Consider the following 11,764-nt stretch of genomic DNA (forward strand, 5'->3'; position numbering starts at 1 on the left):
GTTCAGTACCTTCACAGTTACGAGCCAAAATGCATTTAAAATCACCTTCGGTGATGGCATTTTGGCTTGTATGTCTCAGGATTTTAGCATATTCATGCCAAAACACTTCGCGGTACAGTGGCTACTGAATAGTTACTGTGTTTTTTGCTTTTTTTCTCTTTTACATTAGCATTGCCTGTAATTTCTGTCAATTTTTATTTTTACCTGCTCAAATTTCAAAAGCGACCGGAAATCAACTCAGAACTTTTCAAGGTTCTCTCTGATTTCCGGTCGCTTTTTTATCCTCTGTGTACTTTTTTATTTTTCCAGCGCATCCAGTTCTTTATTCAGTTCTTCTGTTCCTGCAAGCACAAATCTTCCATCCTGAATCAGCGAAATCTCTCTTCCGTCCTCCGTCTCCACCAGAATAGCTCCTAGTTCATCGTACGGGATCGTGATATCGGTGTGGCAGCCAAAATACGCCTTGCTCACATCTTCTTTTCTCAGGATCGAGACTTCATTGTCTCTCGCTATGATCTCTTTTCCATCCGGGTTATATACTTTCGTATCTTCTGCCCAGCTGTAACACGTATCTCCCACTGCAAAGTGCGGTCCTGTCTTTTCTGCGATCAGGATCGGAAGTTTCGCCTCGATGCCATATTCTCTCGCCACCCGGTATGCCGTTGTGTTGGTTCCGATCGCAAACTCACCCATCGGAAGTGTCGGATGATGATAGAGAATATTTTCCCGGATGTATTTTTTATTTTCTTCCTCGGAATCAAAATTGGTACAGGTATAGTCTGTAATCTTTCCATCCGTAAAATCCAGTTCCAGATTCTGATACTGCAGTTCATTCAGATAAACTTTCGTTACATGCAGCTTTCCGTTTGTTCCCGCCAGTTTCGGAGAGGTAAATACTTCCCCCACCGGGATATTGACATCTGCCACGCAGTTTTCAAAATTCGTCTGTTTTTCCGGATCTTCCAGTTTGTGAAGCTGTACACGCAGATCTGTCCGGTTTTCACCTTTTCCCAGAATATGCACACTCGTTCCAAGATCCAGTGCATCGATCAGCTTTTGCTGAATCTGCTGATACAGATTATAGTCCAACGTATTGATTTTTACCGTCTCACGAAAGATTTCTTCAAACTGATCTCCGATCGCCGGTACCGGATAGGCGATGATCGTGAAACTTCTCTCCTCGCCTTTGATATAACGGTTCGTAATCTGACCAATCTCATTTTGCATATGCACTTTTAACTTCTGCTGCTTTTCCGTAAGCTTCATCGCATATTCACAGGTCTCCGGTACAAATGGCCGTTCTCCGAAGATTTCCACAACGGCAGGTCCGGCATGCACACCCGCCAGTTCCTTATAAGTTTCATATGCCCCGCGGGTTGCCCGCAGCTTCCGGCTGACAAAATCATCATCCAGATACAGTGCAATATCGTTACGGTGGTCATAGTCAAACTGTGGATTCGGAATCGCTCCGTAATAGCCGATCCGGTGCAGTCCCTTATTTACCATGTGCACAGCACTCCGGTAGATCACCGGCTGTAATCCCATCTGCTCAAACTGCGTAATCGCAGCACGGATCATCCGCTCAAATCCCAGCACATACCGAATATTCACGGTTTTCTTTCTGGACAAATCTTTGCCGGTAGCGATAAAACCGATCCGATAACCTTCCGTATAGGTACACGCCATCGCAGTAATTTCTTCTTCCGGCAGCGTATTTAAAAAGGCGGCAGTCTTTTCTTCCTCTTCGGTCACATATTCACCGAACTGATACAGATACCGAAGATCCTTCAGATCTGCATCTTTTATGATCTTTACTGCAAAATCCAGTGACGGATCCACCGCCTGGCGCACCCGTTCTTCTACCATCTCCTGACAGTAATCGTTCACATACCAGTATAAGATTTTCCGTACATTTTCTCTGGTCGGTACTTCCCCGTCCTCAAACTCGCTGTACACCTGCAAAAACAGTTCCAGTCCCACCAGAAAATCCCAGTTTTTCTGCTCCCAGGCATACACGATCATTCCGCGAAGTTCTGTATACAGAAAACTTAATAAAACGCCTAAATCTTCTCCCAGCATCTTTGCCGCATAATCCGGACTTGCATAGGAAGTCGGGTAGTTCTCCGGCAGAATATCCTGATAGCACTGCGTATTTTCCCGGCGCAGCTCTTCCAGGGACAGTTTTTTCATCTCTCCGGCTTCCACCCGGTCGCGCAGGCGGATCATCTCTTCGAGAAATCCGGCTGTTTTTTTAAAAAAGTCCAGATACGGCTTTGCCACCGTCTTTTCCTCCCGGATCTCGCGGATCCTTTCCACAGCCAGATCATATCTTTCTTTTGCTAATTCATCCACAGGCAATCCCTCTACATTTCTTTTTACTTGTTCTCGTTTTATAATCCAATCAGGATCAGTGCCAGCCAGCCCACGGAGATCACTCCGTTTGCCATCGCCCCCATCACACTGAACCGATAATTTTTTCCTTTTTCTTTAAAACTCTTCATTCCGATCACAAAGCCGCTGACCGAAAAAAGCACTGCCATCAGACCAAGCGCTCCGATCCAGCTTTCTGCTTTCCCTTCCCAGAAAAAAGAGAGACACGCAGATACCAGAAACAGCAGCAGCGAGCAGCCGGCAAAAACCATTGAAGAAAAACCGCCCTCTGTCTCTTCTTTCCTGGTAAATGTGTATTTAAATTTTCTTCTCATAAATCATTCTCCTTATCCCGTTACAGATCCAAAAGGACAGATACCCGAGCAATACACCAAGTGTATTTAAGATCAGATCGTCCACATCAAAACATCCCACTTTAAAAACCAGCTGGATCGATTCCACCAGAAGACTTAAGCCAAATCCAAGAGCCGTTACCACAGCTCCGTTTCGTAAGCGTCTGCTCAGAATCGGAAGAAAGAATCCAAACGGCAGGAAACCGATCACATTTCCCGCCAGATTCAGAAATGCCACCCAGAATCCTACCCGGTGACGATAGATCCAGAATCTTTTGATTTCTTGAAACGGTGTCAGATTGTATCGATATATCCGCTGATCAAAGCTTGTCCTTCCGTACTCCTCCGAAAGGAACAGAAAATAGACCAGCAATCCTATATAAATCACAAACAGAATCCAGCTTATGATCCGGATTCTGTTTTTTGTTTCTTTTTTCACTTCTTTATTTACCCCTTGATCCCCGTACTTCGGCTTACGCCTTTCTAAAAAGTAATCTGATATTTCTGTTTCAGAAGCTTCGCTCCTGTCACGATCATCAACACACCGGAGACAATTCCTGTCACCAGTACCACGATGCCGAGCGCAAGGCTGGCACCGCCGCTGTGGGAAATTGTCCGGTAAATTTTTTCATTGTTCATCTCTGTTACCTCTTTCCCTTTTTATTTTGCACCGTACTGTTCATAATATGCGTCGATGGCTGCTTTTAACGCATCGTCGATCACTACTTTTCCGTTGCATTCTTTGTTATACAGGCATTCTACCACATCTGCCATGGATACGATCGCTGCAGTTTCAAATCCATACAGGTCTTTGATCTCATCCAGCGCGCATTTTTCTCCGCCTTTTCCTACTTCCATACGGTTCAGAGATACCATCAGACCAACGATTGTTACATCTGCTGCATTTCTTACTTTCGGTACGGTCTCCTCCATGGATTTACCGGAAGTTGTGACATCCTCGATCATGATGACTCTGTCACCGTCTTTTAATTTACTTCCCAGGAAGCTTCCCTTATCTGCACCGTGATCTTTCTCTTCTTTTCTGTCGGAGCAGTAGCGTACTTCTTTTCCATAAAGTTCACTGTAGGCGATAGCCGTTACAACGCCAAGGGGAATTCCTTTGTAAGCCGGTCCGAATAATACGTCAAAATCATCTCCGTAAGTATCATGAATTGCTTTTGCATAATACTCACCCAGTCTCTTCAGCTGAGATCCTGTTACATAAGCACCTGCATTCATAAAGAACGGTGATTTTCTTCCGCTTTTGAGCGTAAAGTCACCGAATTTTAATACGTCACTCTCTACCATAAATTTAATAAAATCCTGCTTATACTGTTCCATGCTCTGTCATCCTCCTGTTTTTCGGCGTGCGCCCGAATTTTTCCATATCTATGATAAGTATACTACGTTACGCACTTTTTTTCAACTGTTGCGTGAACCTGCGCTTTTCCGTATATATGCCAAAAGAACGGCAGTGAAAAACCGCCGTTCTCTTAGTTTAATTCAACGCATCATATCCTGTCTCTTTTGTCCGGATCTTCATCGCTGTCCGGATCTCATAGCTGAAGATTTTTCCGTCTCCCACCTCTCCGGTATACGCTGCTTTCTGGATCGCCTCGATCGTCTTTTTCTCCCATTCTTCGGAAGATACCACGATCTCAAATTTGATCTTCGGCTGCATGACCACATCCACCTGAGTTCCACGAACCAGTTTTTTATATCCACGCTGAGTACCACATCCCATAACCTGAGATACGGTGATGCCATTCACTTTGATATCATTTAACGCCTGTTTGACATCATCAAAGACTTCCTCTCTGACGATGGCTTCTACTTTTATCATCATAATTTTCTGTTCTCCTTTTTATGAATCCAGTCCATTGAAGGTCGGATACGCACTTTCACCCTGTTCAGAGATATCCAGACCGATTCTCTCTTCTTTGTCGCTGACGCGGATCGGCGTAATGCGTTTTACCAGCCACAGACAGATCAGTGTTCCGACAATAGCAACCGCTGCCGTCACAACGATGCCGACAATCTGTGCGACAAAGAGCCAATACTCTCCGAAGATCAGTCCGTCCCAGCGTGCCACCGGGTTAATGGAACTTTTTGCAAAGATTCCGGTTGCGATACCTCCCCAGATACCGCCGATTCCATGGCATCCGAAGGCATCCAGTGCATCATCAATTTTCAGTTTCCCTTTAATTGTAGAAATCGTAAAGCAGCAGATCGGGCTTACCAGTCCACCGATCAGGAAAGAAGACCAGATCGGAACAAATCCTGCTCCCGGTGTGATGGCCACCAGACCGATGACCAGTCCGGTGGACGCACCAACCAGTGTCGGTTTTCCGTCCTTGATCACATCTATCAACATCCAAGTCAGCATCGCACTGGCACTGGACACCGCTGTCGTCAGAAATGCATGTGCTGCCAAACCATTCGCTGCCAATGCGCTTCCCGCGTTGAATCCGAACCAGCCGAACCATAACAGAAATGCTCCCAGCGCTACAAACGGTATATTATGTACTCTATATGCTGTATTTTCATAACCTTTTCTTCTTCCCAGTATGATGGCAAATACCAGTGCGCTCACACCGGAACTGATATGAACCACATTACCGCCGGCAAAATCCACGGAACCGATCTCTGCCAGGAATCCGCCTTCGCCCCATACCATATGTGCCATCGGATAGTATACCAGAATCGACCAGAACAGAACAAAGAAAAACAGGGCTTTGAATTTTACCCTTCCCACCAGGGATCCCGTGATCAGCGCCGGTGTGATCATTGCAAACATCATCTGAAAGGCAATATAAACAAAATGAGGAATCGTTGCCGCATACGGTCCTGCATCATCCATTCCGATTCCGTTCAGGCAAAACCATCGGAAATCACCGATTATTCCGCCGTGATTGCCACCAAAAGAGAGGGAATATCCGAAAAGTATCCACATAACTACGGAAAGTCCCATGATAAAGGTACACGCCATCATAGTATTTACCACATTTTTTCTTCGCACCAGCCCTCCATAGAAAAAGGCAAGACCCGGTGTCATAAAAAATACCAGTGCCGTGCAGATCAACATAAATCCAGTGTCTCCTGCGTTCATAATAACATCCTCCTTTTTTCTTACGCTTTTTAATCTTACGCAAAAGGCGCCAGAAGAAATATTTCTTTCTTCTGACGCCTTTGTCGGCTCTTATTATAGCAAAAGGTTCTGTTACTTTCAAGTGGTAAATTAATAAATTTACTATTTGACAATACCAACCATATCTTTTACGGATGAGAAACCGTTTTTCTTCATATAGGCTTCGATTCCGTCGATCACTTCCATCGTCACTGCCGGATTGTGGAAGTTGGCGGTTCCCACAGATACAGCGCTTGCTCCGGCAAGGATGAACTCAATTGCGTCCTCTGCGCAGGAGATACCGCCCATACCGATGATCGGGATGTTGACTGCCTGTGCCACCTGGTAGACCATACGGACAGCGATCGGTTTTACGATCGGACCGGATACGCCGCCGGTTTTATTTGCCAGGGCAAAGGTCTTTCTGTTGATATCGATCTTCATACCGGTCAGTGTGTTGATCAGAGATACCGCATCGGCACCACCGGCTTCCGCTGCCTTTGCAATCTCTGTGATATCCGTTACATTCGGTGTCAGTTTCATGATCACCGGCTGTTTTGCGATTTTTTTGATCTGTCCGGTCAGTTCTTCCACATGATGTGCATCCTGACCGAAAGCCAGAAATCCTGCATTGACATTCGGGCAGGAAATGTTGATCTCCATCATGTCAATCGGTTCGTCTGCCAGCCGTTCTACCACCGCCAGATATTCTTCCGGTGCGTGTCCGCATACATTGACAATGATTTTTGTATCGTACTGTTTCAGAAACGGGATATCTCTTTTGCAGAACAGATCAATTCCAGGGTTCTGCAAACCAATCGCATTCATCATACCACCGTAGACTTCTGCCACGCGCGGGGTAGGATTGCCGCTCCATGGAACATTTGCCACACCTTTGGTGGTCACTGCTCCCAGACGGTTCAGATCCACATATTCTGAAAATTCTTCTCCAGATCCAAATGTTCCGGATGCCACAGTTACCGGATTTTTCCATTCTACGCCGGCAATATTTACACTCATATCCATCAGATTTCCACCTCCGTAGAAAGAAAGACCGGTCCGTCTTTACAGATTCTCTTATTGTTCACGTTGCTGTGTGCATCTTTTTCTTTTGACTTGCAGACACATGCCAGGCAGGCACCGATACCGCATGCCATACGCTCTTCCAGTGAAATATAACATTCGATATTATTTGCCTCGGCATACTGTTTGATCGCCCGAAGCATCGGTGTCGGACCGCAGGCATAGATGATATCCGCTTCCAGTTTCTGTTCCCGGATTGCATCCATTACATTTCCCTTTGTTCCCACGCTGCCATCTTCTGTGGAAATATACAGTTCTCCGGCTGCTTCAAATTCTTCTTTTAAGAAGGTCTGCGCGTTGCGGTATCCCACAACGATTTGTTTTTTCTCGCACTGCATCTGTTTTGCCAGTTCCAGGATCGGCGGTACTCCGATACCTCCGCCCATCAGAAAAACTCGTTTTCCCTCTGCTTTTTCTACAGGGAAACCATTTCCCAGCGGTCCGATCACTGGGATCGTATCTCCGGCTTTCAGTCCGGAAAATTCTTCGGTTCCGGTCTTCGTTCCCGTGACACGGTACACCAGGCGAAGGCGACTGTTTTCCCGGTCGATCTCACAAAGACTGATCGGACGGGGAAGTAGTTTGCTTCCATCCTTACTATACAACGATACAAACTGTCCCGGTTTTGCTTCTTTCCCGATGTTTTCCGTCTGAATCCACATGCTGAAAATTCCGTCACCAATTTCTTTCTGACAGATCACAGTACAGATTTCTTTCTTTTTCATGTTCGATACTCCTGTCTTTTCCAGTTTATTTTGCCGCCTGCAGTGCACCGTCGATATCTGCGATCATATCTTTTACCGCCTGACGAGATGCCTCTGCAAAGTTCTGAGATCCAAACTGTGCATATGCTTCCTGTTTGTATGCTGCGATGATACCTCTGGAAGAGTTGATGATCGCACCCAGTCCGTCTTCATTAAAGAAATGTACCAGATCTTTTCCTCTTCCGCCCTGTGCGCCGTAGCCAGGTACCAGAATAAAGGTCTTCGGCATCAGTTTTCTTAATACTTTTCCCTGTTCCGGATACGTTGCTCCTACAACCGCACCGATATAGCTGTAGGAATCGCCCATATGTTCTTTGCCCCACGCATCTACCTGTTCTCCTACCCACTCATACAGCGGACGACCGTCGATCAGACGATCCTGGAACTCTCCGCTGGACGGGTTGGAAGTTTTTACCAGGATAAACAGGCCTTTGTTTTCCTCTTTGCAAACCTTGATGAACGGTTTGATGCCGTCAGAACCGAGATACGGATTGACAGTAGCAAAATCCTCATCAAATCCTGCGAACTGCTGGGAACCTACTTTTACTTTTCCCAGATGACCTACCGCATAAGCCTCGGAAGTGGAACCGATATCTCCACGTTTTACATCACCGATGACTACCAGTCCTTTTTCATGGCAGTAATCCACGGTCTTTTTAAATGCTTTCACACCTTCGATACCGAACTGCTCATACATGGCAACCTGTGGTTTTACCGCCGGGATCAGATCATAGGTAGCATCCACGATTTCTTTATTAAACTGCCAGATGGCTTCTGCTGCACCTTCGAGTGTCTCACCGTACTCTGCAAATGCACGTTTCTGGATGTGTTCCGGTACATAATTTAACATCGGATCAAGACCTACTACGATCGGTGCATGTGTTTTCTGAATTTTCTCAATCAATTTATTAATCATCTGTTTTTCTCCTCGCCTTTTGCTTTCTGTATGTTGTCTGTTTCCTGTTTATTTATCTTCATATACGACTCTTCCACCACAAATCGTCACTTTCACTTTGCCGTTTACTTTTTTACCATGGAACGGTGTGTTCTTACCCTTCGATACAAAATCTTTCACATCGATCACATACGATTCTTTCGGATCGATCACAACCACATCCGCATCTTTTCCCGGTTTCAGGGATCCTTTGTTGGCAAGATGCAGGATCTTCGCCGGATTGTAACTCATCTTTTCTGCCATCTGCATCGGTGTGATCCATCCTTTGTCCACCAGTTCGGTGATGGTCAGAGATACACTGGTTTCCAGTCCCACGATACCAAACGGCGCGCTCTTCATAGAAACACCCTTTTCCACCATCGTATGTGGTGCATGGTCGGTGCTGATCACATCAAAGACATCATTTTTCAGTCCTTCCAGAAGTGCCTGCCGGTCTTCTTTTGTGCGCAGTGGTGGATTCATCTTATAATTAGTATCACCTTCCACGATATCATCCGAAGTCAGTGTAAAATGATGGGGGCATACTTCACCGGATACAGAGATTCCTTCTTCTTTTGCCAGACGCAGCATCACTTCACTGTCTTTTGTGGAACAATGACAAAGATGCAGGTGGCATCCGGTATCTTTTGCGATCAAAATATCTCTTGCTACAATAGTATCTTCCACTGCGTTACAAATTCCAGGCAGACCAAACTTCTCGGAATTGGTATCTTCATTCATACAGCCGCCGTTTACCATATGAATATCTTCACAATGTGCCAGTACCGGAATATTCATGCGTGCTGCAATCTGCATCGCTTCTTTATAAATCTGCGCATTCATAACAGATTTTCCATCCTCACTGATCGCCGGCGCGCCCGCCCGAACCATCCCTTCAATATCAGAAAGTTCCTCGCCTTTCATCCCCTGAGTGATAGCTCCTGCCTGCAGGACATTGACCAGATTACACTGCGTTGCTTTATTTTTCACATAAGAAAGTCGTTCCGGATTATCAATGACCGGTTTTGTGTTTGGCATAGCAACCAGTGTTGTAACACCACCCCTTGCCGCAGCCTTCGATCCGGTAAATACATCCTCTTTATGTGTCAGCCCCGGATCGCGCAGATGTACATGCATATCGATCAGCCCCGGCATGACGTAGCAGCCTCTGGCATCGATCACCCGATCGGCTTCTTCTTTGATGTTCTCTTTCACTTCCTGGATCTTATCATCTTCCAACAGTACATCTGCAACCTGATCCAGCTTTGTATCCGGATCGATCACATGACCATTTTTTATCAGGATTTTCATATTGCATCCTTTCCTGAAGCTTCTGCATCTTTTGCATATCTTCACACTTTTTTTCGTTCCCTCTTTCTGTAAGGAACCCTGTTTTCCATCTACTATCATACACGAAAACTGTACTGAAATAAAGCCTTTTTCTGCTTGACTTTTACAAATATTCCAACTATAATGAGCATTGTAGAAGGAAATTGGATATATCTAATATTACCCATCGGGCTGAACGGGATTATTATTTATTTTATCAATGCTAATCTCCAGAGCCGGGTGGATTTTTTATCTCTGGAATTATTCTTCTGCATTATATTTTCTATTTATTTTATTTTTATGGAGGTAATATCATGAACAAGGGAACTGTAAAATGGTTCAATGCTGAAAAAGGCTATGGTTTCATCACAGGAGAAGACGGAGCAGATGTATTCGTTCATTTCTCTGCAATCCAGGGAGAAGGCTTCAAATCCTTAGACGAAGGACAGGCTGTAACTTATGATTTAACCGAAGGCGCTCGCGGAATGCAGGCAGCTAACGTTGTAAAATTATAATTTTAAGAAACAAGAGAGAACCGGCAGGCTTTGAGGGTCTGCCGGTTTTTTTGTATTGTATAGCAACAGTTGATCCAGTGGAGCAGTTTTGATTACTCTTTTTATTGAGAATTCCATCATCCTCCCTTCGCTGTGCCCTGACTAGAGCGTGTTTGAAAAAGGCTTTTCGTGAGCTGCGAGTCCCAGTTTGTGGGAGATTTTATCCGAATGAGGGCGGCGTAGCGGGCTACGGCAACCGAATAAGGGTAAAATATACCGCAAAGTGGGGCTTGCAGATTGCGGAAATGATTTTTCAGACACGCTCTAGAACGCTGTGGAAGAAATTGTCTCCTGTGTCCCATACAAAAAAAGCAGACCCATACGGATCTGCTTTCTAATTGCTTGAATTAAGCTTCCTGAGAAACGATTTCTCTCTTGTTGTAGGAACCACAAGCTTTGCATACTCTGTGAGGCATCATCAGCGCACCACATTTGCTGCATTTTACCAGGTTCGGAGCAGCCATTTTCCAGTTTGCTCTTCTTTTATCTCTTCTGGCTTTAGATGATTTATTCTTTGGACAGATGGACATCAGTTACACCTCCTTAAAATTCTTAAATATATCACTGATAACAGCCATTCTGGGATCTAAATCTGCCGTATCGCAATCACAGGATCCCTGATTTAGATTTGCTCCACAACGGCTACAGATTCCTTTACAGTCCTCTTTGCAGAGTACCCGCATTGGCCAATTGATTAGTATTTCATTATGCAGCAGCTTATCGGTATCCAGCTCTTTGTTCTGGATAAAACTGCTTTCATCCAATGCCTCAATCCGTTCTTCCTCGGACAGCTTCATATCAATCTCCTCGTCATAATCGACCGGACATGATACCAGCACCGGCTCCAGACATCTGGAACATGGAATCCATACAGCAACCTGACCTTCCGCACGGATACTCAGAATCTGATTCTCTTTGTGCTTGATCGTCAGCATCACCGGCTCGTTCTCTCCATAAGAAAACTCACCCAGTTCACAGGAAAAAGTATCTCCTGACGACAATATTTCTACCTGTTGTTGCTTTCCTTCATGAGTCAGTAATTTGGATAAATCAATCAGCATAATTCACTCCTAACCACACTTCTCCAATTATACAGAAGCATTTTCTTTTTGTCAACTGTTTTTTCCTGACAACCTGCAATATTTCTGAAATATTTTTACAATAATTACAGATTGTCCTGTCTTTCAGTGGGAAGAAAATCCCCTTCGGCTTACAGTCAAAAGGGGACTTTCTTTTATATATAATCTTAC

15 protein-coding genes and 1 pseudogene are annotated in these 11,764 nt (G+C 45.0%); 2 read left to right on the top strand and 14 right to left on the bottom strand.

All coding sequences use genetic code 11. The annotated features are described in order from the left end of the window. Positions 1-297 precede the first annotated feature (297 nt). From ETP43_RS10535 to ETP43_RS10580, 11 genes are all read right to left on the bottom strand, one after another. Positions 298-2,352 (bottom strand): aminopeptidase, encoded by a 2,055-nt coding sequence (locus ETP43_RS10535; protein WP_129258013.1) that lies wholly within the window; start codon positions 2,350-2,352, stop codon positions 298-300. A gap of 38 nt (positions 2,353-2,390) precedes the next feature. Beyond that, entirely contained in the window at positions 2,391-2,705 is a 315-nt protein-coding gene (locus tag ETP43_RS10540; protein WP_129258014.1) for a DUF6142 family protein, read from the bottom strand. Continuing rightward, positions 2,689-3,162, bottom strand: a complete 474-nt coding sequence (locus ETP43_RS10545; protein ID WP_106493348.1) for a VanZ family protein — start codon at positions 3,160-3,162, stop codon at positions 2,689-2,691. The genes ETP43_RS10540 and ETP43_RS10545 overlap by 17 nt, the downstream gene beginning before the upstream one ends. 44 nt (positions 3,163-3,206) lie before the next feature. Next, positions 3,207-3,362 (bottom strand): hypothetical protein, encoded by a 156-nt coding sequence (locus tag ETP43_RS17100; RefSeq protein ID WP_022399848.1) that lies wholly within the window; start codon positions 3,360-3,362, stop codon positions 3,207-3,209. A gap of 21 nt (positions 3,363-3,383) precedes the next feature. Next, positions 3,384-4,064, bottom strand: coding sequence for an orotate phosphoribosyltransferase (gene pyrE / locus ETP43_RS10550; RefSeq protein ID WP_022399847.1), 681 nt, complete (start codon positions 4,062-4,064; stop codon positions 3,384-3,386). Positions 4,065-4,221: 157 nt separating this feature from the next. After that, a complete protein-coding gene (locus ETP43_RS10555; RefSeq protein ID WP_022399846.1) occupies positions 4,222-4,569 on the bottom strand; it encodes a P-II family nitrogen regulator in 348 nt (115 codons plus the stop codon). Positions 4,570-4,587: 18 nt separating this feature from the next. After that, complete coding sequence (locus ETP43_RS10560) at positions 4,588-5,832, bottom strand: ammonium transporter (RefSeq protein ID WP_129258015.1); 1,245 nt, start codon at positions 5,830-5,832, stop codon at positions 4,588-4,590. 141 nt (positions 5,833-5,973) lie between these two features. Beyond that, positions 5,974-6,876, bottom strand: coding sequence for a dihydroorotate dehydrogenase (locus ETP43_RS10565; RefSeq protein ID WP_022399844.1), 903 nt, complete (start codon positions 6,874-6,876; stop codon positions 5,974-5,976). Then, a complete protein-coding gene (locus tag ETP43_RS10570; protein ID WP_129258016.1) occupies positions 6,876-7,658 on the bottom strand; it encodes a dihydroorotate dehydrogenase electron transfer subunit in 783 nt (260 codons plus the stop codon). The genes ETP43_RS10565 and ETP43_RS10570 overlap by 1 nt, the downstream gene beginning before the upstream one ends. Positions 7,659-7,683: 25 nt before the next feature. After that, positions 7,684-8,613 (bottom strand): orotidine-5'-phosphate decarboxylase, encoded by a 930-nt coding sequence (pyrF, locus tag ETP43_RS10575; RefSeq protein WP_022399842.1) that lies wholly within the window; start codon positions 8,611-8,613, stop codon positions 7,684-7,686. A 48-nt stretch (positions 8,614-8,661) separates the two neighbouring features. Beyond that, a complete protein-coding gene (locus tag ETP43_RS10580) occupies positions 8,662-9,942 on the bottom strand; it encodes a dihydroorotase (protein ID WP_129258017.1) in 1,281 nt (426 codons plus the stop codon). Between the two features lie 332 nt (positions 9,943-10,274). Between ETP43_RS10580 and ETP43_RS10585 the strand changes: the two genes are divergently transcribed. Beyond that, positions 10,275-10,475: a cold-shock protein gene (locus ETP43_RS10585; protein WP_022171257.1), complete on the top strand. Its 201-nt coding sequence runs from the start codon at positions 10,275-10,277 to the stop codon at positions 10,473-10,475. Positions 10,476-10,591: 116 nt separating this feature from the next. On the opposite strand, the gene ETP43_RS18495 is transcribed toward ETP43_RS10585, so the two are convergent. Next, positions 10,592-10,750 (bottom strand): DUF6783 domain-containing protein, encoded by a 159-nt coding sequence (locus ETP43_RS18495; protein ID WP_334295522.1) that lies wholly within the window; start codon positions 10,748-10,750, stop codon positions 10,592-10,594. On the opposite strand from ETP43_RS18495, the pseudogene ETP43_RS18500 reads away from it, so the two are divergent. Further along, a pseudogene (locus ETP43_RS18500) lies at positions 10,688-10,852 on the top strand (DUF6783 domain-containing protein); the annotation flags it as partial. The gene ETP43_RS18495 and the pseudogene ETP43_RS18500 overlap by 63 nt on opposite strands. A 9-nt stretch (positions 10,853-10,861) precedes the next feature. On the opposite strand, the gene rpmF reads toward ETP43_RS18500, so the two are convergent. Then, positions 10,862-11,044 (bottom strand): 50S ribosomal protein L32, encoded by a 183-nt coding sequence (rpmF, locus tag ETP43_RS10595; protein ID WP_022172627.1) that lies wholly within the window; start codon positions 11,042-11,044, stop codon positions 10,862-10,864. A 3-nt stretch (positions 11,045-11,047) separates the two neighbouring features. Next, positions 11,048-11,575: a YceD family protein gene (locus ETP43_RS10600; RefSeq protein ID WP_129258018.1), complete on the bottom strand. Its 528-nt coding sequence runs from the start codon at positions 11,573-11,575 to the stop codon at positions 11,048-11,050. Positions 11,576-11,764: the final 189 nt, after the last annotated feature.

This window comes from Blautia faecicola, assembly GCF_004123145.1.
Taxonomy (GTDB): Bacteria; Bacillota; Clostridia; order Lachnospirales; family Lachnospiraceae; genus Oliverpabstia; species Oliverpabstia faecicola.

Bases quoted from the DNA above. Each gene is read 5' to 3' on its own strand.
- ETP43_RS10540 (WP_129258014.1), bottom strand. From the start codon at position 2,705: ATGAGAAGAAAATTTAAATACACATTTACCAGGAAAGAAGAGACAGAG.
- pyrF (WP_022399842.1), bottom strand. From the start codon at position 8,613: ATGATTAATAAATTGATTGAGAAAATTCAGAAAACACATGCACCGATC.
- ETP43_RS10570 (WP_129258016.1), bottom strand. From the start codon at position 7,658: ATGAAAAAGAAAGAAATCTGTACTGTGATCTGTCAGAAAGAAATTGGT.
- ETP43_RS10585 (WP_022171257.1), top strand. From the start codon at position 10,275: ATGAACAAGGGAACTGTAAAATGGTTCAATGCTGAAAAAGGCTATGGT.
- pyrE (WP_022399847.1), bottom strand. From the start codon at position 4,064: ATGGAACAGTATAAGCAGGATTTTATTAAATTTATGGTAGAGAGTGAC.
- ETP43_RS10565 (WP_022399844.1), bottom strand. From the start codon at position 6,876: ATGGATATGAGTGTAAATATTGCCGGCGTAGAATGGAAAAATCCGGTA.
- ETP43_RS10555 (WP_022399846.1), bottom strand. From the start codon at position 4,569: ATGATGATAAAAGTAGAAGCCATCGTCAGAGAGGAAGTCTTTGATGAT.
- ETP43_RS10600 (WP_129258018.1), bottom strand. From the start codon at position 11,575: ATGCTGATTGATTTATCCAAATTACTGACTCATGAAGGAAAGCAACAA.
- ETP43_RS17100 (WP_022399848.1), bottom strand. From the start codon at position 3,362: ATGAACAATGAAAAAATTTACCGGACAATTTCCCACAGCGGCGGTGCC.
- ETP43_RS10580 (WP_129258017.1), bottom strand. From the start codon at position 9,942: ATGAAAATCCTGATAAAAAATGGTCATGTGATCGATCCGGATACAAAG.
- ETP43_RS10560 (WP_129258015.1), bottom strand. From the start codon at position 5,832: ATGAACGCAGGAGACACTGGATTTATGTTGATCTGCACGGCACTGGTA.
- rpmF (WP_022172627.1), bottom strand. From the start codon at position 11,044: ATGTCCATCTGTCCAAAGAATAAATCATCTAAAGCCAGAAGAGATAAA.